The organism is Streptomyces lunaelactis (genome assembly GCF_003054555.1).
Lineage (GTDB): Bacteria > Actinomycetota > Actinomycetes > Streptomycetales > Streptomycetaceae > Streptomyces > Streptomyces lunaelactis.
The window spans coordinates 5040570-5061351 of the sequence record NZ_CP026304.1; the positions used below are offsets into that span (position 1 = coordinate 5040570).

At 70.1% G+C, this 20782-nt stretch carries 16 protein-coding genes and 1 pseudogene; 10 read left to right on the top strand and 7 right to left on the bottom strand.

Features of this window, described 5'->3' with window-relative positions; genetic code table 11:
* The first annotated feature begins 8 nt into the window (after positions 1-8).
* Positions 9-1364: a M1 family metallopeptidase gene (locus SLUN_RS23265; RefSeq protein WP_108151313.1), complete on the top strand. Its 1356-nt coding sequence runs from the start codon at positions 9-11 to the stop codon at positions 1362-1364.
* Between the two features lie 63 nt (positions 1365-1427).
* On the opposite strand, the gene SLUN_RS23270 is transcribed toward SLUN_RS23265, so the two are convergent.
* The 3 genes and pseudogenes from SLUN_RS23270 to SLUN_RS23285 form a co-directional block, all read right to left on the bottom strand.
* A complete protein-coding gene (locus SLUN_RS23270; RefSeq protein ID WP_108154893.1) occupies positions 1428-1832 on the bottom strand; it encodes a DnaJ family domain-containing protein in 405 nt (134 codons plus the stop codon).
* Positions 1833-1855: 23 nt separating this feature from the next.
* Positions 1856-2912 (bottom strand): annotated as a pseudogene (locus SLUN_RS42645) (RNA ligase family protein).
* 175 nt (positions 2913-3087) lie between these two features.
* Positions 3088-3291, bottom strand: coding sequence for a cold-shock protein (locus tag SLUN_RS23285; RefSeq protein WP_003967102.1), 204 nt, complete (start codon positions 3289-3291; stop codon positions 3088-3090).
* Between the two features lie 335 nt (positions 3292-3626).
* On the opposite strand from SLUN_RS23285, the gene SLUN_RS23295 reads away from it, so the two are divergent.
* Positions 3627-4502 (top strand): menaquinone biosynthetic enzyme MqnA/MqnD family protein, encoded by an 876-nt coding sequence (locus tag SLUN_RS23295; protein WP_108151315.1) that lies wholly within the window; start codon positions 3627-3629, stop codon positions 4500-4502.
* Positions 4503-4550: 48 nt separating this feature from the next.
* On the opposite strand, the gene SLUN_RS23300 is transcribed toward SLUN_RS23295, so the two are convergent.
* Entirely contained in the window at positions 4551-5603 is a 1053-nt protein-coding gene (locus tag SLUN_RS23300) for an alpha/beta hydrolase (RefSeq protein WP_108151317.1), read from the bottom strand.
* 392 nt (positions 5604-5995) lie between these two features.
* Between SLUN_RS23300 and SLUN_RS23305 the strand changes: the two genes are divergently transcribed.
* The 3 genes from SLUN_RS23305 to SLUN_RS23315 all read left to right on the top strand — a co-directional run bounded on the left by SLUN_RS23305 (position 5996) and on the right by SLUN_RS23315 (position 10179).
* Positions 5996-8212 carry a serine/threonine-protein kinase gene (locus SLUN_RS23305; RefSeq protein ID WP_108151319.1) on the top strand — a complete coding sequence of 739 codons (2217 nt, stop codon included), beginning with the start codon at positions 5996-5998 and terminating at the stop codon, positions 8210-8212.
* 115 nt (positions 8213-8327) lie between these two features.
* Positions 8328-9527 carry a cyclic dehypoxanthinyl futalosine synthase gene (gene mqnC, locus SLUN_RS23310; RefSeq protein WP_108151321.1) on the top strand — a complete coding sequence of 400 codons (1200 nt, stop codon included), beginning with the start codon at positions 8328-8330 and terminating at the stop codon, positions 9525-9527.
* A 7-nt stretch (positions 9528-9534) separates the two neighbouring features.
* Complete coding sequence (locus SLUN_RS23315; RefSeq protein ID WP_108151323.1) at positions 9535-10179, top strand: imidazolonepropionase-like domain-containing protein; 645 nt, start codon at positions 9535-9537, stop codon at positions 10177-10179.
* A 60-nt stretch (positions 10180-10239) separates the two neighbouring features.
* Here SLUN_RS23315 and kdpB read toward each other — a convergent pair whose 3' ends face one another.
* The gene (gene kdpB, locus SLUN_RS23320) at positions 10240-12408 is read right to left on the bottom strand and encodes a potassium-transporting ATPase subunit KdpB (protein WP_108151325.1); all 2169 of its coding nucleotides are present in this window, start codon (positions 12406-12408) and stop codon (positions 10240-10242) included.
* 272 nt (positions 12409-12680) lie between these two features.
* Here kdpB and SLUN_RS23325 point away from each other — a divergent pair, with 272 nt between their 5' ends.
* From SLUN_RS23325 to SLUN_RS23335, 3 genes are all read left to right on the top strand, one after another.
* On the top strand, positions 12681-13376 hold the full coding sequence (locus SLUN_RS23325) for a demethylmenaquinone methyltransferase (RefSeq protein WP_108151327.1): 696 nt from the start codon (positions 12681-12683) through the stop codon (positions 13374-13376).
* A gap of 6 nt (positions 13377-13382) precedes the next feature.
* Entirely contained in the window at positions 13383-14294 is a 912-nt protein-coding gene (locus SLUN_RS23330) for a glutaminase (RefSeq protein ID WP_108151329.1), read from the top strand.
* 222 nt (positions 14295-14516) lie between these two features.
* A complete protein-coding gene (locus SLUN_RS23335; protein WP_179955299.1) occupies positions 14517-16943 on the top strand; it encodes a zinc ribbon domain-containing protein in 2427 nt (808 codons plus the stop codon).
* Here the strand turns inward: SLUN_RS23335 and SLUN_RS23340 are convergent.
* Positions 16930-17448: a GNAT family N-acetyltransferase gene (locus tag SLUN_RS23340; protein ID WP_108151331.1), complete on the bottom strand. Its 519-nt coding sequence runs from the start codon at positions 17446-17448 to the stop codon at positions 16930-16932. The genes SLUN_RS23335 and SLUN_RS23340 overlap by 14 nt on opposite strands.
* 98 nt (positions 17449-17546) lie before the next feature.
* Here SLUN_RS23340 and SLUN_RS23345 point away from each other — a divergent pair, with 98 nt between their 5' ends.
* Positions 17547-18830 (top strand): geranylgeranyl reductase family protein, encoded by a 1284-nt coding sequence (locus tag SLUN_RS23345; RefSeq protein WP_108151333.1) that lies wholly within the window; start codon positions 17547-17549, stop codon positions 18828-18830.
* Positions 18831-18916: 86 nt separating this feature from the next.
* On the opposite strand, the gene SLUN_RS23350 is transcribed toward SLUN_RS23345, so the two are convergent.
* A complete protein-coding gene (locus SLUN_RS23350) occupies positions 18917-19714 on the bottom strand; it encodes a C40 family peptidase (RefSeq protein WP_108151335.1) in 798 nt (265 codons plus the stop codon).
* A gap of 691 nt (positions 19715-20405) precedes the next feature.
* Between SLUN_RS23350 and SLUN_RS23355 the strand changes: the two genes are divergently transcribed.
* Entirely contained in the window at positions 20406-20765 is a 360-nt protein-coding gene (locus SLUN_RS23355; RefSeq protein WP_108151337.1) for an NADH-quinone oxidoreductase subunit A, read from the top strand.
* Positions 20766-20782 lie beyond the last annotated feature (17 nt).

Here is a 20782-nt window from a genome sequence, read left to right on the forward strand (position 1 = left end):
CAGCGCGCATGCACACGCACACGAGTTCACAGCAAGAAACGCGAGGACGCACAACGGTGACGGATTCGTACCTGCCGCAGCACGGTGACAGCGGCTACCGGACGGCCGAGTACGACCTGGAGCTGGACTACCGTCCGCTGCCCGGCCGGCTCGCGGGCCGGGCCAGGATCACCGCCGTCGCCGAGCGCACGCTGCCCGAAGTCGTCCTGGACCTCGGCCCGTTCCGTATCAACCGCGTCCTGGTGGACGGCGCCCGCCCGGCCCGGTACACGCACCGGGCCGACAAGCTGCGCATCCGGCCTGCCAAGCCGCTGCGCGCCGGGGCGTCGTTCACCGTCGAGGTGCGCTACACCGGCGTCCCCCACCCGGTCCGTACGCCCGACTGGGGCGACCTCGGCTGGGAGCAGCTGGAGGACGGCGCGCTGGTGGCCTCCCAGCCGAGCGGCGCCCGGTCCTGGTTCCCCTGCAACGACCGCCCCGACGACAAGGCGGTCTACCGGATCGCGGTGACCACCCCGTCGCCGTACACCGTGGTCGCCAACGGATCCCTGACCTCCCGGACGATCAGCGCCTCCACCACCACGTGGGTGTACGAGCAGCCGGCGCCGATGGCGAGCTATCTCGCGACCGTCCAGATCGGCGCGTACGAGCTGGTCGACGTGGCGCACTCCGGACCGGTGCCGCAGCCGGCCGCCGTGCCCCGGGAGCTGCTCGGCCGCTTCGAACACGACTTCGCCCGGCAGCCGCAGATGATGATGGCGTTCACGGACCTCTTCGGCCCCTACCCCTTCGACGACTACGGGGTCGTGGTGGTGGACGAGGAACTGGACGTGCCCGTCGAGGCGCAGGGCCTCTCGATCTTCGGGTCCAACCATGTCGACGGGCGGCGCGGCAGCGAGCGCCTGATCGCGCACGAGCTGGCCCACCAGTGGTTCGGCAACAGCCTGACCGTCGCGGACTGGCGGCACATCTGGCTCAACGAGGGCTTCGCGAAGTACGCGGAGTGGCTGTGGTCCGAGGTCTCCGGCGGGCCGTCGGCGGCGGCCCTCGCGGCGAAGTCCCGCGACAAGCTGGCCCTGCTGCGCCAGGACATCAAGATCGCCGACCCTGGCCTGCGGCGGCTGTTCGACGACCGGCTCTACGAGCGCGGCGGCCTGACGATGCACGCGCTCCGTACGGTGATGGGGCATGCGGCGTTCGTGACGCTGCTGCGGGAGTGGACGGCGACGCGGCGGCACGGTGTGGTGACGACGGAGGAGTTCATCGCGCTTGCGCAGTGGCATTCGGCGCATCCGCTGGAGGGGCTGTTCAGGATGTGGCTGTACGACACGAAGCTCCCGACGCTGCCGCAGCCGCGGCGCTGAGGGGGCCGGGGGCCTGACGTGTCAGCCCCGCCGGCGACCGCGGGGTCCGTGGCGGAGCCCCGGTCACTGACCCTCGCGCGCCGCGCGCCACGCGCGGACCGCCGCGTCGACGTCGAACGGCTGAAGACCCAGCGGCGGACCCGGCGGCGGCCGTCGGACCGCTGCCGTGATCTTCTCGTTGACCTCCGTCAGGACCCGCCTGACCTCCGCCTCCGTCGCCGCACCCGCCGCCGCCTCCCGCGCGTCCTCCGCCTCCTTGCGGAGCGCGAGCGTCGGCGGCAGGACGGAGACGCCCTCGCGGTGCAACTTGCCCTTGACCCACCACAGTTCGTCGTAGGGGGCCTTGTCGTCCGGGAGCGGCTTTCCGAAGCCCGGCAGATCCTTGAAGTCCCCGCGCTCCGACGCCTCGCGGATCTGCTTGTCGACCCACGACTCGAAGCTGACACCCGGCGGTTTCCGCTCAGTCATGCCTCCAGCGTACGGTTGCCGGCTCAGCGGTTGCCGTTCAGCAGTTGCCGTTCGTCGGCCTGCCCCCGCTCCGCCCATGCGACCTCGACCCCGCGCAGGCCCCGGCCCCACCCCTGGGCGATCTCGGCGAGCCGGGCCGCGTCCGGCGGGGTCCGGCCGAGGCCGATCGCGTACCGCGCCAGCGCCGGCCCGGTCTCGAACGGCCGGGGCCAGGCGTGCGCGTCCACCGCCCCCGCGTCCTCGAGGGCGGTGAGGAGCGCTCGTACGCGACCCCGGACGCGGCCCAGGGTCTCCTCGAACTCCTCGGCCCCGCCCGCGCGTACGGTCACGATCGCCCACGCCGCGTGCAGCCTGTGCGGGGCCGGCGGTGACAACAGCTCCGGCCACGGGTCGGTGCCGGTCTCGGCTGCCGTCTCCCACATCGGCGGCTGCCCCCGAACGCACCGCCCACAGCGCAGCGTTGGCGCTCAGCCCGTTCTCCACGACAGCGGCGTGCATCCAGTGCGAATCGGTCTGTACGTGCCCACCGCGCACCCACTTGGCCACCCGCTGCCCGAACTCCGCCCCGTCGAAGCCCTCGACGGTCCGTACGACGTAGCCCTCCTGCCGCGCGGTGTCCAGCCGCAGCGCCCGCAGGGCCCGTTCGTCGAAGGTGCCCCGCCACAGCACCCGTGGCGCCGGAACTCCCAGCCGCCGCAGGAACCGCACGGTCCGGTCCCAGTCCAGGCAGCGGTCGCCGCCGTCCCAGACGGAGAACCCGTAGAACCAGCTCTCCAGGTCCTGGTAGGCGATCGAGTGCCGCGCGTAGAGGTTCTCGCCGCACACCCGCCACTCCTGCGGGATCTCCGCGCCGATCCGCCCCTGCAGAGACTTGATCCACGCCCGCGAGGGATGGTGTGCGGAGTCGAGCGAGCGGGCGTGCAGCCCGTCCGCGTAGAGGGTGGTGTTCTCCCCGTCGAGCTTCTCGGTGACCACGACTTCACGGCCGCGCAGCCCGGACAGCTCACGGGCTCGTACGTCGTCCGACGCCGCCCCCGGCGACCACGGGAGATGCGGCGTACGGGGGTAGCGCACACGCATGATCCGCTCTCCGTGACGACCAACAGGTCCGGTCACTGTAGGAGGAGCGGGGAGAGCGTCTCCATCGAAATAGTTCGCAGTGGCTGAGCAGTGGCTCAAAGGCAGGAGCCCCGGTCCGGACGGAACGGGGCTCCTTGGTACTGCTGAGTCGTGCGCGATCGCCGACCCTGGCTGACTAGGCCGGGGTGACGTTCTCCGCCTGCGGGCCCTTCGGGCCCTGAGTGACGTCGAAGTTCACGACCTGGTTCTCCTCGAGGGAGCGGAAGCCAGACGCGTTGATCGCGGAGTAGTGGACGAAGACATCCGGGCCGCCGCCGTCCTGGGCGATGAAGCCGAAGCCCTTTTCAGCGTTGAACCACTTAACGGTTCCGGTAGCCATAAGCCCTCCTTGGGCCAAAGGGTTGCCCTGCTCCAGAACCTGCAAGAAGTCTGAAAACTACAAAAGCCTGCGGGTTACATGCTCCGCAGGCTCTGTACTGCAAGGGAAACCAAACTGCAACTTGCGTCGAGCCTAGCACGCAGCGTGTGCGCGGCGGTAGAGGGAAAGATCACGGCACTCGGGGGTTCTGGCGGGACCGAAGCGGGGCCGTAGCGGGGACGAAGCGGGACCAGAAAGGAGCTGACCGTGCGGCTCGGACAGGCGGCGCGGACGCCCGCCGCACCGGCGCTCGCCCCGACGCCGTCAACCGCCCCGGGCAGGTCTAGCCTCACGATGTGGACAGTCTTGGAGAAAGCACAGCAACCGACCACCGTCGCAGCCGGCCACGTGTCGGCCACATCCAGTTCCTGAACTGTCTGCCCCTGTACTGGGGGCTGGCGCGGACCGGAACTCTCCTCGATCTCGAGCTGTCGAAGGACACCCCGGAGAAGCTCAGCGAGCAGCTGGTGCGCGGCGATCTCGACATCGCGCCCATCACCCTCGTGGAATTCCTGCGCAACGCCGATCAGCTCGTCGCCTTCCCCGACCTCGCGGTCGGCTGCGACGGGCCCGTCATGTCGTGCGTGATCGTTTCCCAGGTGCCGCTGGAGCGCCTGGACGGGGCGCGGGTGGCGCTCGGCTCCACCTCGCGTACGTCGGTACGGCTGGCGCAGCTGCTGCTCTCCGAGCAATACAAGGTGACGCCCGACTACTACACCTGCCCGCCCGACCTCGGCCTGATGATGCAGGAGGCGGACGCGGCCGTGCTGATCGGGGACGCCGCGCTGCGGGCCTCGCTGCACGACGCCCCCGAGCTCGGTCTCCAGGTCCATGACCTGGGGCTGATGTGGAAGCAGTGGACCGGGCTGCCGTTCGTCTTCGCGGTGTGGGCGGCGCGCAAGGACTATCTGGTGCGCGAGCCGGAGGTCGTACGGGAGGTGCACCGGGCGTTCCTGGAATCGCGCAATCTGTCCTTGGAGGAGGTCGCCAAGGTCGCCGAGCAGGCGGCGCGCTGGGAGGTCTTCGACGCGGAGCTGCTGGAGCGTTACTTCAGGACGCTGGACTTCCGCTTCGGGGCCGAGCAGCTCGCGGGCGTACGGGAGTTCGCGCGCCGGACGGGGCCGACGACCGGCTTCCCGGCGGATGTGACGGTCGAGCTGCTCGGCGGGTGACGGCACGGCGGGTATCAGGACGGCGGGTAACTGCACGGCGCCTGGCGGCTACTCGGCGGGGATGGGTGCCTGCATGTGCTCGCTGATCCACTGGATCGACCCGTCGCCCATGCCCTTCACATAGGTCTTGGCGTTGTGCTCGCCGTCCTGGATGACCTGGAGGCGGGTCTTGACCGGGCCCTTGCCGTAGTCCCGTATGAAGGCGTTGAGGCTCTTCATCCCGGACTCCTTGGTGCCTATCTGGAAGGCCAGATAGACGTCGTTGTCCTTGGTGTCGGGCTTGGCGCCCAGGGCCTTGGCGAGCTTCTCCGGGTTGTTGGCCTGTCGCTGTGCCTCATGGCCCGACCAGAGCGGCGAGTCCGGCACCGTGTCCGGTCCCGAGGCGATCACGGCCTTGAACCTGTCCGGGCGCTGCAGCACCGACTTCAGGCCGACGAACGCGCCGGACGAGGAGCCCATGAAGGCCCAGCCGTCGCGGGACTTGAAGGTGCGGAAGTTGGCCTTCACGAAGTCCGGGACGTCCTCGGTGATCCAGGTGCCCATCTTCGGCTGCCCCGGGATGTCGCTGCCGTCGTAGTAGTACTTGGCGTCCGGGTTGAGGACCGGCATCACCACGACGAACGGCAGACTCTTGCCTTGCTGCGACCACTTGCTGATGCTGCTCTGCAGCTTGAGGTCGGTGCCCATCCAGTAGTTGTTCGGGTAGCCGTTGCCGCCGGGCAGGGCCATCAGTACGGGGAAGCCGCTGTTGGCGTACTTGGGGTCGAAGTACTGCTTCGGAGCCCAGACCCAGACCTTGCCCGTGAAGCCGGACTTCGCGCCCTCCAGGGTGGTGACACCGATCTTGGTGCCGTCGTCGAGGGTGTTCTGGGTGGTGAACGAGGCCTTCGGGCCGGTCGGCATCAGCGTCTTCGCCGCGGCTTCGTCCGCCGCCGCGTCGGCCTTGTCGTCCTGCGCCCCACCGCCCGGCCGCTCAGTGGCGGGGGCACTGGCGCTGGGCCCGTCGAAGGAGACCGGGGCCCCCTCGTCCGAGCAGCCGGCGACGAGCGCGACAGAGCCGAGGGCGACGGCGGCTATGAGGGCCTTGGGCAGGCGTTTCATGGAGGGACTCCGAGGGTTCTGGCACTTCGTGCACGGCTGGATTCCGACAAGACGCGCGTTTTACGCCCTTGGAGATGACGGACGGCCCGGTTCGGTTGACTCCGGGGCGGCGGGAATCCTCGTGATGCGGCACACGGCGGGCGGGATGGGCCGCGTCTGTCCCGGGCGCGGCGCCGGCGGCCGTACGGTCGCGGCGACTTGCGGCAACTCGTCGCCGACTGCCTCGCCAAGGACCCGGCGGCGCGGCCGCTCCGGGCCGGCGCCAGGACCGCTGGTCGAGCAGGTCAGCCGGGCCGCGTCCACCCTGGCCCCTGTGTTCATCCTGCCGCACCAACATCTACTGTGGCGTGTACACAGCAAACGTGCGAGCAAACTGTACGGGGGAGACTTCGATGGAGCCGCTGGGGCCGGACGATCCGCAGGAGCTGGGGAGTTACCGGCTGCTGAGACTCCTCGGCGCCGGGGGAATGGGCAGGGTGTATCTGGCGCGTTCGCCCGGCGGCCGTACCGTCGCGGTGAAGGTGGTCCGTCCCGACCTCGCGGCGGACCAGGGATTTCGGCAGCGTTTCCGTCATGAGGTGGAGATAGCCAAGGCTGTGTCCGGCCGCTACACGGCCCCCGTGGTCGACGCCGCCCCCGACGCGGCGATTCCCTGGCTCGCCACCGCCTACGTCCTGGGCCCCGACCTCACCGATGTGGTGGCCACCCACGGGGCGTTGCCCGAACGCACCGTGCGCGCGCTGGGCGCGGGTCTCGCGGCTGCGCTCCAGGAGGTCCACGCGGCCGGACTCATCCATCGCGACCTCAAGCCTTCCAACGTACTGCTGGCGGCGGACGGCCCCCGCGTCATCGACTTCGGCATCGCGCGGGCGGTCGACGGAAACCGGATGACTCAGACGGGAGTTGTCGTCGGCTCGCCGGGCTACATGCCGCCCGAGCAGGCCCTGGGCCGGGACGTCGGGACCGAGGGCGACGTCTTTTCGCTCGGAGCGGTACTGGCGTTCGCGGCCACCGGACGCAATGTCTTCGGCGAGGCCGCTCCAGCCGCGATGCTCTACCAAGTCGTGCACGAGGAGCCCGACCTCACCGGAACCCCGCCGCGGATCACGGGCCTGATACGAGCCTGCCTCGCCAAGGATCCGGCCTCGCGCCCCACCCCGGCGGAGATCCTTCAGTCCCTGGCACCTGAGGGCACCAGCCAACTCCTGGCCGACTGGCTGCCGTCCGCGGTCGCCTCGACGATCGCGACGCACGCGTCGAGCATCCTCGACCTGGAGACCCCGGTACAGGGCAGCGCCCCGATGCCCGTCCAGGGCTTCGGCCCACCCCCCACGGCGCTGGACACCCCTACGCCGGGCATGCCCCTGCCCGGCACGGTCCAGCTCGGCGCGGACCCTGCCCCGTCCCGCCGCCGTTTCCTGGCCCTGACGGCCGGCGGCGGCGTGGCGGGCGTGACTCTCGCGGGTGCGGGCGCGGCCTGGATGTTCACCCGGGACGGCAACAAGTCGCCTGGTAACAAGGGGAGTTCGAGCGACAAGAGCGCGGCCGGCAGGGAAAGCTTCACGACCCCGCCTCCCGGCACTGCACCCCAGGTGCTGTGGCACAAGTCGGTGTCGGTGGACACGATCAGCGTGGACCAACGTCTGCTGGTCCACGACAGCATGCTGTTGATCAGCGGCGATCCGCTGACCGCCTACGACGTGAAGACAGGCATGCCGCGCTGGACCCGCAAGGGTGTCGCTCCAGCCGGTTCACCGCTCCTGCTCGCCGCGGGCAAGCTCCTCCTCGTCAGTACGGAGTTCGACGGTGCTGTCATCGGCCTTGATGTGAAGACGGGGAAAGAGTCTTGGCGCAGCCGCCTGAGCGAGGACCTGACCGTCGAGAGGGTCATCGCCGTAGATGAGAGAAAGATCTTCGTCGTCGCATCCGTCAATGACGGAAAGGTCCGCGACAGGCTCACCGCCGTCGCGGCCATCGACCACCGTACGGGCAAGGTGGCATGGCAGGAGCAGCGCGACGCAGGCACCGACGACTACGACGTCGCAGGCACCGTAGCCGGGAATCGGTTCGTCTACACCGACTCGAACTTCAACCTCACGGCGCGCGATACCGGCACGGGCAAGCAGCTCTGGAGCCACAAAATTGGCGACGACCTGGAGTGGACCCCAGAGCTTCACGACGGGCTTGTCCTCATCCCGGGTGAGACGCTGACTGCTGTCGATGTGGAGACCGGCAAGACCCGCTGGACGCTTTCACCCAGTGGCCGCCGTGGCTTCAAGGAACCCATGGTCGTCGACGGTGTCCTGTACGCAGCCGACTACGACCAGGGCGTCTGGGCCGTCGACCTCAAGCAGGGCAAGAAGATGTGGCTCTGCGAGGAACCGGGCGCGCGCAGGGCCCCGACGGAGTTCGTACGCGTTGACGACACCCTCTACGGAGCCTCGTACGACGACGCGGGCGGGGTCTTCGCCCTGGACCTCAAGACCGGCAGGTCCCGCTGGACGTACAACGACAACACCGGGAACCTGGAGCAGTGGCACATCGCCGCGTCCGGCAAGCGGCTGCTGGCGACACACGGAGGCGAGATCTACGCCCTCCCAGCCGTGTGAGTGGTGATTGCTCCGTCGGCGGCCATCGTGTCGACAACCAGGCGCCCACGGCTCACCCCAGGGGGTGGCGTAGCCTGGATCGGTCCGTCCTCAACCCCGCCGAAAGGGATGCCCGGTGACCGAGAAGGCCGACCTTCAGTCCGTGCTGGACCGTGCTGCCGAGGGTGGGCGGATCACGCCCGAAGAGGCGCTCGACCTGTACCGTTCCGCGCCGCTGCACGCGCTGGGCGCGGCGGCGGACGCCGTACGCCGGCGGCGCTACGCGGGTACGGAGCACATCGCGACGTACATCATCGAGCGCAACATCAACTACACCAACGTGTGCGTCACCGCGTGCAAGTTCTGCGCCTTCTACGCCCCGCCGAAGGACGTCGAGAAGGGCTGGACCCGCGACCTCGACGACATCCTGCGGCGGTGCGCCGAGACGGTCGAGCTCGGTGGTACGCAGATCATGTTCCAGGGCGGCCACCACCCGGACTTCGGCGTCGAGTACTACGAAGAGCACTTCGCCGCGATCAAGGCGGCCTACCCGCAGCTGGTCATCCACTCCCTCGGGGCCTCCGAGGTCGAGCACATGGCCCGTATCTCCAAGGTCTCCGTCGAGGAGGCGATCCAGCGCATCCACACCGCCGGACTCGACTCCTTCGCGGGCGCCGGCGCCGAGCTGCTGCCCGAGCGGCCGCGCAAGGCGATCGCACCGCTCAAGGAGTCCGGCGAGCGGTGGCTGGAGATCATGGAGGCCGCGCACGGTCTTGGCGTCGAGTCCACGTCCACGATGCTCATGGGGACGGGCGAGACCAACGCCGAGCGGATCGAGCACCTGCGGATGATCCGCGACGTGCAGGACCGGACGGGCGGCTTCCGGGCCTTCATCCCGTACACGTACCAGCCCGAGAACAACCGCCTCAAGGGCCGTACGCAGGCGACGCTGTTCGAGTACCTGCGGATGATCGCGATCGCGCGGCTCTTCCTCGACAACGTGGCGCACATCCAGGGCTCGTGGCTGACCACGGGCAAGGAGGTCGGCCAGCTGTCGCTGCACTACGGCGCGGACGACCTCGGCTCGATCATGCTGGAGGAGAACGTCGTCTCCTCGGCGGGCGCGAAGCACCGGTCGAACCGGATGGAGATCATCGACCTGATCCGCAAGTCGGGGCGGGTGCCGGCGCAGCGGACGACGACGTACGAGCACATCGTGGTGCACGACGACCCGGCGGACGACCCGGTCGACGAGCGCGTGGCCTCGCACATCTCGTCGACGGCGATCGAGGGTGGTACGGCCCACCCGGAGCTGCAGATCATCGCGGCCAACTGAGGCCCCGTTGCTGACCATTCACGCCGCGCCGCTGGTCCTGCCGGTCGGCGCGGCGGCCGTTGTGGACGGTGCCGTGGCGGTCGAGGGCGACCGGATCGCGGCGATCGGTCCGTACGACGAGGTGACAGCGGCGCTTCCCGGGGCGCGGGTGCGCCGCTGGCCGGGCGTCATCACGCCAGGACTCCGGCAGTGGCACGGCCGCTGGCTGCTCACCCGCGTCTACCATCCGGACCCGCGTGAGAGCGACGAGCTCGGCACCGCGCCGATCAGCGGTGACGCCCTGGAGTCGCTGGAGCTGGACGAGGCCCGCTGGGCGGGCAGCGTCCGGCGCGGACTGCAGCGGATGCTGGCACATGGCACGACGGCTGTGGCCGGGTTCTTTCCGGACCGGGTGCGGCCGGCGGTGAGCCGCTCGGGGCTCGTCGTCGTCTCCCCGGTGCGCGGGCCCGGGATTCTGCTGGACGGGCCGAACCTCGATCCCTTCGTCGAGGGGTTTGACCTCGCCGGTTCCGTGCACGCCCCGCTGGAGGTCGGCGGGCGCGCCGACCTGGCCGCGTTCGACGCGCCGGATGAGGCGGGCCTGGTCGCTCAGGGCGCGGGCACCTGCGTCGCGACCGTGCTCGGCGGGCGCCTGGTGTACCGCCGTGCCTAACCGCCCAACCACCTAGCCGCCTAACCGCCCAGCCTCCGCGCCGCCCAACCGTCCACGCCGTCAGGCGATCCCCGGTACCAGCGAGATCACCAGATCGATCGCCTTGATCCCGAGGAACGGCAGCAGCAGCCCGCCGAGCCCGTAGATCCCCAGGTTCCGGCGGAGCAGATCGTGCGCGGACGCCGGGGTGTAGCGCACTCCGCGCAGCGCCAGCGGGATCAGCGCCACGATGATCAGGGCGTTGAAGATGATCGCCGAGGTGATCGCCGAGGTCGGGCTGTGCAGGCCCATGATGTTCAGCGCGTCCAGGCCCGGGTGGGCGGCCGCGAACATCGCCGGGATGATCGCGAAGTACTTCGCCACGTCGTTCGTGATCGAGAACGTCGTCAACGCGCCCCGGGTGATCAGCAGTTGCTTGCCGATCTCGACGATATCGATGAGCTTGGTCGGGTTGGAGTCCAGGTCCACCATGTTCCCGGCTTCCTTGGCGGCCGAGGTGCCGGTGTTCATCGCGACGCCGACGTCCGCCTGGGCCAGCGCGGGCGCGTCGTTCGTACCGTCGCCCGTCATCGCGACGAGCTTGCCGCCCTCCTGCTCCTGCTTGATCAGGGCCAGCTTGTCCTCGGGGGTGGCCTCGGCGAGGAAGTCGTCGACTCCGGCCTCGGCCGCGATCGCCTTTGCGGTGAGCGGGTTGTCGCCCGTGATCATCACCGTGCGGATGCCCATCTTCCGCAGCTCGGCGAAGCGTTCGCGGATGCCGTCCTTGACGACGTCCTTGAGATGGATGATGCCGAGCACCCGCGGCCCGTCCCAGTCGTGCACGGCGACCAGCAGTGGCGTACCACCGCTCGCGGCGATCGAGTCGGACCACATGCCGGCCTCGCCCGGCACCGTGCCGCCGCGCATCTCCACCCAGCGGACGACCGAGGAGGCGGCGCCTTTGCGGATGTGGCAGGAGGCACCGTTGGACCAGGACAGATCGACGCCCGACATCCGGGTCTGCGCGGAGAAGGAGACGAACTCGGCGTGCGACAGCTCCCCTTCGGCCGGGGCCCGCAGCCCGTACCGCGCCTTGGCCAGTACGACGACTGAGCGGCCCTCGGGCGTCTCGTCGGCGAGCGAGGAGAGCTGCGCCGCGTCGGCCAGGATCAGTTCGTCCACGCCCGGCAGCGGTACGAAGCCGGTCGCCTCGCGATTGCCGAGGGTGATCGTGCCGGTCTTGTCCAGGAGGAGGGTGTTCACATCACCGGCCGCCTCCACGGCCCGGCCGGACATGGCGAGCACATTGCGCTGTACGAGGCGGTCCATGCCCGCGATGCCGATGGCGGAGAGCAGCGCCCCGATGGTGGTCGGGATCAGCGTGACGAGCAGGGCGACCAGGACGGTGGTGGACTGCGCGGCGCCCGCGAACGCGGCCATCGGCTGGAGGCTGACGACGACCAGGATGAAGACGATGGTCAGGGCGGCCAGCAGGATGTTGAGGGCGATCTCGTTCGGGGTCTTCTGCCGCCGCGCGCCTTCGACCAGGGCGATCATCCGGTCCATGAAGGAGTGCCCGGGGCGCGAGGTGACGCGTACGACGATCCGGTCGGAGAGCACGGTCGTACCGCCTGTGACGCCGGACCTGTCGCCGCCCGACTCCCGGATGACCGGGGCGGATTCGCCGGTGACGGCCGACTCGTCGACCGCGGCGATGCCGGCGACGACATCGCCGTCGGCCGGGATCAGCTCGCCCGCCTCCACGACGACGACGTCGAAGAGCCTGAGCTCGGTGGCGGCGACGGCCTCGGTCTCGGCGCGCGTCGCGTCCGTGCCGTAGCGCCAGTGGCGCAGGCGCAGCGCGACCGTGTCCGTACGCGCCTTGCGGAGCGAATCGGCCTGCGCCTTGCCACGGCCCTCCGCCACCGCCTCCGCCAGATTCGCGAAGATCACCGTCAGCCAGAGCCAGACGCTGATCAGCCAGGTGAAGACGGAGGGGTTGAGCAGCGCGGAGAGGGTGGTGAGGGCGGAGCCGATCCAGACGACGAACAGCACCGGGTTGCGGAGCATCGTCCGCGGATGGAGTTTGCGCAGCGCGTCGGGGAGGGCGCGGGCTAACAGGGCCGGGTCGAGCAGCGCGCTCCAACTGCCGGGCCGGGATGCCGGTGACCGGTGTCCGGCGGTACGCGGCGGAGGGGCGGTCGCCCGCCCGGTGTCTGGCGTGGACTGTGGCGGTACGACGCGAGGCATGGGAGGGCGACAACCTTCATCGGGCGAGGGGGGTGACTGGGGGCCTCCGGCGGCCCGTGTTCCTGAACTTAGGGGTGGAAAAGCCGCGGGTCCGCCCGTTGGAGCCCGTATTGGCGCAGCCCTGACGCAGTCCTGACGCCGGTCGGCGCGGCCCGCCCCGACCGGCGTCGGGTAATCGGCCCGGGCCCTGCGTCCGCCGCGGCCCGGCCCCGGCCGCGCCTCGCCGCGTTCCGGTGAATCCGGTCGGGAGACGTGCTGCTTGAATGGGGTGCGTGACCCGAGCAACCCTGGACAAGCAGCCGCACGAAGTCGCCTCGATGTTCGACGACGTGGCGGCGAAGTACGACCTCACCAACGATGTGCTCTCGCTCGGCCAGGCCCGGCTGTGGCGCAAGGAGGTCGCGAAGGCGGTGGATGCCCGCCCGGCCCAGAAGGTCCTCGACCTGGCCGCGGGTACCGGCACGTCCTCGCTGCCCTTCACCGCCACCGGCGCGTATGTGGTGCCCTGCGACTTCTCCCTCGGCATGCTGAGCGAGGGCAAGAAGCGCAACCCCTGGCTGCCGCTCACCGCGGGCGACGCGACGAAGCTGCCGTTCCGTGACGGTGTCTTCGACGCCGTCACGATCTCCTTCGGGCTGCGCAATGTGCAGGACACGGACGCGGCGCTGCGCGAGCTGTACCGGGTGACCAAGCCCGGCGGACGGGTCGTGATCTGCGAGTTCTCGCAGCCGACGTGGGCACCGTTCCGGACCGTGTACACGGAGTATCTGATGCGGGCGCTGCCGCCGGTCGCCCGTGCGGTCTCGTCCAACCCCGACGCGTACGTCTATCTCGCCGAGTCGATCCGCGCCTGGCCCGGCCAGGCGGGCCTCGCGAAGCGGCTGCATCAGGCCGGCTGGTCCAAGGTCGCCTGGCGGAACCTCACCGGCGGGGTGGTGGCACTGCACCGCGGCACCAAGCCCGAGTAGTACGCCGTGGACTACCAGGCGGTCCTGGCACGGATCGCGGAGGACGTCGCACCGCAGGTCGGCAGCGGCAGGCCCGCCGAGTACATCCCGGCACTCGCCGCCGTCGACCCGCACCGCTTCGGCATGGCCATCGCGGATGTGGACGGCAAGGTGTACGGAATCGGGGACTGGCAGCGCCCCTTCTCCGCCCAGTCGATCACCAAGGTCTTCGCGCTCGCGCTGGCCCTGGCGCAAGGCGGCGACAGCCTCTGGGACCGGGTCGGCCGTGAGCCCTCCGGCAACCCCTTCAACTCGCTGGTGCAGCTGGAACACGAGAACGGGATCCCGCGCAATCCCTTCATCAACGCGGGCGCGCTCGTCGTCACCGACCGCCTGCAGACCCTGACCGGCGACGCGAGCAGCGAGCTGCTGGAATTCCTGCGGCAGGAGAGCGCGAACCCGGAGCTGGCCTTCGACGCGGAGGTCGCCGAGTCCGAGTCCGCGCACGGCGACCGCAATGCCGCCCTGGCCCACTTCATGGCCTCGTACGGCAACATCACCAACCCCGTGCCCACGCTCCTCGACCACTACTTCTGGCAGTGCGCGATCGAGATGAGCTGCGCCGATCTGGCGCTGGCGGCCCGCTTCCTGGCCCGCCACGGGCTGCGCGCCGACGACTCGCGGCTGCTGACCCGCAGCGAGGCCAAACAGGTCAACGCGGTGATGCTCACCTGCGGTACGTACGACGCGGCCGGGGAGTTCGCCTACCGGGTGGGCTTGCCGGGCAAGAGCGGTGTGGGTGGCGGGATCGTCGCCGTGGTGCCGGGGCGCTGCACGCTGGGGGTGTGGAGCCCGGGACTGGACGAGCGGGGCAATTCGGTGGCGGGTGTCGCGGCACTGGAGCGCTTCACGACGCTGACCGGGCTTTCCGTTTTCTGACGCGCCTCTCGCGCGGCTCGGTGCCAGGGGTGTGTGGGCGCTGTTGTTCAACTGCCGCCTGCGCAGGGCACGGCTGCTGCCCTGAAGGGGCGGCCACGAGTGTTGAGTTGACGGGAACCGGCAGGTGGGCAGGATGAGTCAGTTGTAGACGACTGCTTACGGCTTTCTTATCTCCCCGCCCGTCCCGCCCGTCCGCCCCGCCTGTCACCCCGGAGTCTCCCCATGGCGTCGTACTGCCCGCACTGTGGCAACCCATCCCCGGATGAGGCCCGCTTCTGCATGAAGTGCGGGCGCGAGCGATTGCCGGTGGCCTCGGCGGCGCCACCGCTCCCGGCGCCGGGAGCAGCACCGGCAGCCGCACCGCTCGCCCCGCCGCCTGGATACCCGGCGCCGCCCGTCGCCGCGCAGCCGTCGCCCGTCGGGGCGTTCTTCGGCCGGGCGTTCCGAGGCGACTGGCTGTCATCGGCCAAGGCCGCCGCCTGGCCGACCGGAATGCTGCTCGCGCTCGCGGTGGCGCTCGCCATCCCCACGTACGGCCAGGACGACGAGGTCGTCGTCGGCTGGAGCGACCGGCTGCGGATCGCGCTGGCGATGCTGCTCCAGGGCTTCGGCGGCGGCTTCGAGGTGAAGGCGGCGGACGGCTCGCCGGGCGGGCTGTACGGCGACGGCGGCGGCTTCCCCGGCAGCTCGGGCAGCTCGGGCAGCTCGGGCCCAGGCTCCTCCGGCTACGGCGACGCGGGCACGGACGCGATCGGCGCGGCCTCGCTCTCCCTCGTGCCGCTGACGGTCACCCTGCTGATGGTCGGCGCGCTCTACCTGGGTGCGCGGATGCTGCGTACGAAGGGTGCCGGGCTGGAAGCGGCCGTACGCATCTCGCTGCTGGTCACCGGTGTGGTGCTGGTGCTCGGCCTGTTCGCGCAGCCCGAGATCGAGGGCATGCGCATCTCCTCGTCCCCGCTGCTCGCGGCGCTCGGCACGCTGGCGATCTCGCTCGCGGTGACCTCCGGCGTGCTCCAGCGCGACGACCTCGCCGGATGGCTGGCCCAGCGCCCCGCCGCCCGGTCGACGGTGCGCGCCCTGGGGACCGCGGTCGGCGCCCTCGGTGTGGTGGTGGCACTCTGCTCGGTGGTCGGCTTCATCGTGTACGCCACCGCGGACGACGTGGACGGTACGGCCCTGCTGGTCGTCCTGCCGGTCCTGCCCAACATCGGCTTCGCGGTGCTCGGGCTGAGCTGGGGCGTACCGGTGGAGTACGACGTCCAGGGCCGGTCCGGGATGGGCGGCTCGAGCACGGAGCACGGCAGTTTCGGGCTCGGGGAGATCAGCGATGTGTGGGGCGGCGGCGCGGTTGCCGGGGCGCTGGCGCTCGGCGTGATCTGCGCGCTGACCCTCGGCATCCGGGCTGCCCGCCGCTCGGCGGACCGTCGTGAACAACTGCTGGCCGGCGGCTTCTCGCTGGGCCTGGTCCTGCTGTTCCTGGGCGTGAGCGGGGTCTCCGCCGACCTCGCGGGCGGCATGGGGGACTGGGGTGGCCAGGGCACATCGGAGTTCGCGCCGAGCGTTGCGGACGGGCTGCTGTTCGGTCTGCTGTGGGTGGGTGCGGCGACGTTCCTGGGCCCGTATGTGCTGCGGATGGTGGGACAGCAGCCGGCGCCTCCGGCGCTTCCCGCCGTGCTGCCGGTGCATCCGGGGTACGGGCCGGTGCCGGGCTATGTGCCGGGGCCCGCGGGTTCTCACGCTCCGGCGGCAGGTGCACCCGCCCCCGGCGATCCGGCGGCCAACCCCGCCAACCAGGCCCCGGCACACCCTCCCACCGTCGCCGCCGCGCCCTCCGCTCCGTACGCCGTCGGCCCCCACACCGTGAACCTCGGCGCCGCACCGGCGCCCGTCGCCCACGATCCGGCCGCCGACGCGGCCGCCGCCGAACGCAAGCGCAAGGTCCTCGTCTGGACCGCCACCCTCACCGCCGCGTTCGTCATCGGCGGCGGCGCGACGGCCGGGGCACTGATCCTGAAGAAGCACAACGACGGGTCCGGCCAGGCACAGAACAAGCCCCCGGCCGCCTCGCCGTCCCAGGCACCCGAGCAGGACCCGCAGGCCTCGGCGTCACCTTCGGCGACCCCGTCCACGGACCCCTCCACCAGCCCCTCCGCCACGCCGACGATCCCGTCGTCACCCCCGCCGGGCGGCGCCACCCTCCCCGTGGGCTTTGTCCTGAAGCAGGACCCCGCCGGGTTCAGCGTCGGCGTGATGGACGGCTGGAAGCGCCGGCAGGCGGGCAGCCAGATCTTCTACGAGGCCCCGACGGGCGGCTCCTACCTCCAGATCGGGATCATCAGGAACACGCCGACGACCTCGTACGAGAACTTCCTCGGCCTGGAGAAGAAGGCCCTGGAGACCCCGGAAAGGGACTACCGGCGCAGCCAGTTGACCCGGAACACCTATCAGGGCCGACCGGGCGCGCTCTGGGAGTTCACTCATGTCCCCGAGCCCGACGAGGGCGGCGTGCAGCGGCATGTCATCGACCAGGCCTTCGTGGCCGCGGACGGCACGGAGTACGCGATCCTCGCGGCCGGCCGCGCCGATCTGTGGGACGCGAGCAAGGACGTGGTGTTCTCGACCGCGACGAACAGCTTCAGAGCGAACTGAGCTCCAGCCGGAAGCAGTAGCCCTTCTGCTGGGACACCGGCGTCGTGAACGTCTCGGCCAGTTCCATCCCCAGCCGCCCGATCACCGCGATCGAGCGCTCGTTGCGGGCGTTCACCATCGCCACCACCCGCTCCACCCCCGCCGCCCGTACCCGCTCCAGCGTGGTGCGGGCGGCGGCCGTCGCGTACCCCTTGCCCCACGCGCCCCGGGCCAGCCGCCAGCCGATCTCTATTTCGCCGACCGGGCCGAACTCCTGGTGCGGCCAGGGCTGCGCGCCGGTGAAGCCGATGACCTCGCCGTCCTCGTCGAGCATGGTCCAGAAGCAGAAGCCGTGCGCGGCGTCGTGCATGCGCTGCCGGGCGGTCAGCTCCTCGTAGACCGACAGCTCCGCCGCCTTCCCGCCGTGGAACTCCATGACGTCCGGGTCGTCGAAGACCCGGTGCCAGGTCAGGGCGTCCTCGTCGGTGGGCACACGGAGCTGTACGGCGGGGAGCGGCCTGCTCATGGGGGGAGCCCTTCAGTTTGTGGATCAGTGCACCCCCATAGACTGCACATGTCCTGTGCCATGCGGTACGCAATATCGAGTTCTCGGGAGAACCCGCCGTGACCGAGCCCCTCTCCGAACACACCGCCGATGTGATCGTCGTCGGGGCAGGCCCGGCCGGCTCCACGACCGCGTACTACCTCGCCAAGGCCGGGCTCGACGTCCTGCTCCTGGAGAAGACCGCGTTCCCGCGCGAGAAGGTGTGCGGCGACGGGCTCACGCCACGCGCGACCAAGCAGCTGGTCTCGATGGGCATCGACATCTCCGAGGAAGCCGGCTGGCTGCGCAACAAGGGCCTACGGATCATCGGCGGGGGGGTGCGGCTCCAGCTCGACTGGCCGGATCTCGCCTCGTACCCGGACTACGGACTCGTCCGCAAGCGCGACGACTTCGACGAGCAGCTGGCCAGGCAGGCGCAGAAGGCGGGCGCGCGGCTGTACGAGCGGTGCAATGTCGGCGCCCCGATCGTCGACGGGCGGACCGGCCACATCACCGGCGTCAACGCCAAGCTCGGCGAGGAGAAGACCCCGGTCACCTTCCACGCGCCGCTCGTGGTCGCCGCCGACGGCAATTCGACGCGGCTCTCCCTCGCCATGGGCCTGCACCGGCGCGAGGACCGGCCGATGGGCGTGGCCGTACGGACGTACTTCACCTCCCCCCGCCACGACGACGACTACCTGGAGTCCTGGCTGGAGCTGTGGGACCGGCGCGGCGCGCAGGACCGGCTGCTGCCCGGCTACGGCTGGATCTTCGGCATGGGCGACGGCACCTCGAACGTCGGCCTCGGTGTGCTCAACACCTCCGCCGCCTTCAAGGAGCTGGACTGGCGCGAGGTGCTGAAGGCCTGGTGCGCCTCGATGCCCGCGGACTGGGGCTACACCGACGAGAACATGACGATGCCGATCCGCGGCGCCGCCCTCCCGATGGCCTTCAACCGCCAGCCGCACTACACCAAGGGCCTGCTGCTGGTCGGCGACGCGGGTGGGCTGGTCAACCCGTTCAACGGTGAGGGCATCGCGTACGCCATGGAGTCCGGGCAGATCGCCGCCGATGTGATCGTGCAGGCGCACGCCCGGCAGACCCCGGCGCAGCGGGAGCTGGCGCTGCACCGCTACCCGAAGGTCCTCAAGGACACCTACGGCGGCTACTACACGCTCGGCCGCGCCTTCGTGAAGCTGATCGGCAACCCGAAGGTCATGAAGATCGCGACCCAGCGCGGACTGTCGCACCCGCTGCTGATGAAGTTCACGCTGAAGATGCTGGCGAACCTCACCGACCCGACGGGCGGCGACGCGATGGACCGGATCATCAACGGCCTCACGAAGGTGGCCCCCCGCTCCTGAAGCCCCGCCGAACGGCACAAGGGCCGCGGCTCCACCCCCGAGCGGGGGAGCCGCGGCCCTTCTGTGTGTGTCTTCGCGCGCCTGCGTCAGAGGACGCGGACCGCGCCGCTCGCCGGGTAGCCCGACAGGTCCTGGATCACAACGCCCTTGCCGGGGTTGGCGGCGTCGAGGTACTTGCCGTCACCGATGTAGACGCCCGTGTGGTACGCGCTGCCCGCGCCGCCCCAGTAGAGGATGTCGCCGACCTGGAGGTTGCTGGTGCCCACCTGGGTGCCGGCCACCGACTGGTCCTGCGAGACGCGGGGGAGGTCGACGCCGACCGTACGGAACGCGGCCTGGACGAGGCTGGAGCAGTCCCAGGAGTTGGGGCCCGTGGCGCCCATGACGTACGCGTCGCCGAGCTGCGCCTTGAGGAAGGCGACGACGGTCGCGGCGGAGCCGGACGCGTTCGAGGAGCTGCTGGAGGAGGGGGCGGAGAGCGTGGTGCGCTCCGAGGAGCGGGAAGCGCGCTCCTTGGCCTCGGCCTCGGCGCGTTCCTTCGCCTCGGCCTTCTCCTTGGCCTCGGCCTTGCGGACCGCCTCGGCCTTGGCCTTCTTGGCGGTCTGCGCGGCCTTCGCGGCGGCGGCGTCCTCCTGGGCCTGCAACTCGAGGTCGAGGGCGACCTGCTGAGTGGCCTCGGCGGACTGCGTGGCGGCGGAGAGGGAGAGACCGGTGAGCGCGGGCATCTCGATGGTCTCGGTCACCGGCTCGGCGTTCGCCGGCCCGGCAGCTCCGGCCACTGCGATGGTGCTGAGGACGCCACCGGCAACTCCGGCTCGGAGTGCCAGTTTCGAGGCGCTGCGGCGGGGCTTCCGGTGGCTGGGTATGTGAGCGGTGTGGGACATGAGTACAACCGCTATCAGGGGCTCACGGTTCCCTTCAAGAAACGTGTGTTGCGCCACAGTTGTGTCCGGAACGTTTTAATCCGCTCTCTCTGGGCCTTTATTGACGCCGTAACGGGCAATTCGGGCATGCGCCATCCTGGCTGTGGTCATGGGCTTTCCGTGAAAGGTCCGGATTGCCTGGCGCTTACCACCCCTTCACGCCGATGGCCAAGCCCTCTTTTACTGGCCGCCGGCGCGAGTGGTGCAGGTCACAGAATGGTCAACGTCCGGGCGTCCGGAGGCTCGTGAATGCGCGCACGTGTCCACCTCGATCCGCGCGTGCCCCCGGCCGGGTGAGGCGGCATCCTTTATCACCCGATGCGGTCCATCACCAATTTGCCTCCACGCGCCGCCCCTTGGTAGGACACCACCCCTCCGACCAGCGGTGACACCTCCGGATGTCACGTCTGGTGACCACTCGGGCGCTTCGCGTATGAAGATCACCGCTCATCCGACTTCATGATCCTTTGCCTGGTGGTGGAGATCACAAAGACGTTGACCGACCCCGTGTCGCAGATCACAGACCGGCAGGCATAGGATGCGAGGCAGTCGGGCTTGTGAACTGCCTCACATGTGCGTGATCTTCGTGAAGCGGCGAGGCGGATGCCCGGTGCGGTCCAACGGTCAAGGACGACTGGAAGGAGCGAGGAGGGTGAATGCTTACGAGCCCATCCTTGTGCTCGGCGCCCTCGGGGCAGGGTTTGCGATCTTCTCCGTGGTCATGGCCACGCTTATCGGCCCCAAGAGGTACAACCGGGCAAAGCTGGAGGCGTACGAGTGCGGCATCGAGCCGACTCCCACGCCGGCCGGAGGCGGCCGCTTTCCCATCAAGTACTACCTGACGGCGATGCTCTTCATCGTCTTCGACATCGAGATCGTCTTCCTCTATCCCTGGGCGGTCACCTTCGACGCCCTGGGGCTTTTCGGGCTCGTGGAGATGCTGCTCTTCGTGCTCACCGTCTTCGTCGCCTACGCGTATGTATGGCGGCGGGGCGGCCTGGAATGGGACTGAGGGGCTGAGGGGCACAC

Bases quoted from the DNA above. Each gene is read 5' to 3' on its own strand.
- SLUN_RS23265 (WP_108151313.1), top strand. From the start codon at position 9: ATGCACACGCACACGAGTTCACAGCAAGAAACGCGAGGACGCACAACG.
- SLUN_RS23270 (WP_108154893.1), bottom strand. From the start codon at position 1,832: ATGACTGAGCGGAAACCGCCGGGTGTCAGCTTCGAGTCGTGGGTCGAC.
- SLUN_RS23285 (WP_003967102.1), bottom strand. From the start codon at position 3,291: ATGGCTACCGGAACCGTTAAGTGGTTCAACGCTGAAAAGGGCTTCGGC.
- SLUN_RS23300 (WP_108151317.1), bottom strand. From the start codon at position 5,603: ATGAAACGCCTGCCCAAGGCCCTCATAGCCGCCGTCGCCCTCGGCTCT.
- SLUN_RS23305 (WP_108151319.1), top strand. From the start codon at position 5,996: ATGGAGCCGCTGGGGCCGGACGATCCGCAGGAGCTGGGGAGTTACCGG.
- kdpB (WP_108151325.1), bottom strand. From the start codon at position 12,408: ATGCCTCGCGTCGTACCGCCACAGTCCACGCCAGACACCGGGCGGGCG.
- SLUN_RS23335 (WP_179955299.1), top strand. From the start codon at position 14,517: ATGGCGTCGTACTGCCCGCACTGTGGCAACCCATCCCCGGATGAGGCC.
- SLUN_RS23340 (WP_108151331.1), bottom strand. From the start codon at position 17,448: ATGAGCAGGCCGCTCCCCGCCGTACAGCTCCGTGTGCCCACCGACGAG.
- SLUN_RS23350 (WP_108151335.1), bottom strand. From the start codon at position 19,714: ATGTCCCACACCGCTCACATACCCAGCCACCGGAAGCCCCGCCGCAGC.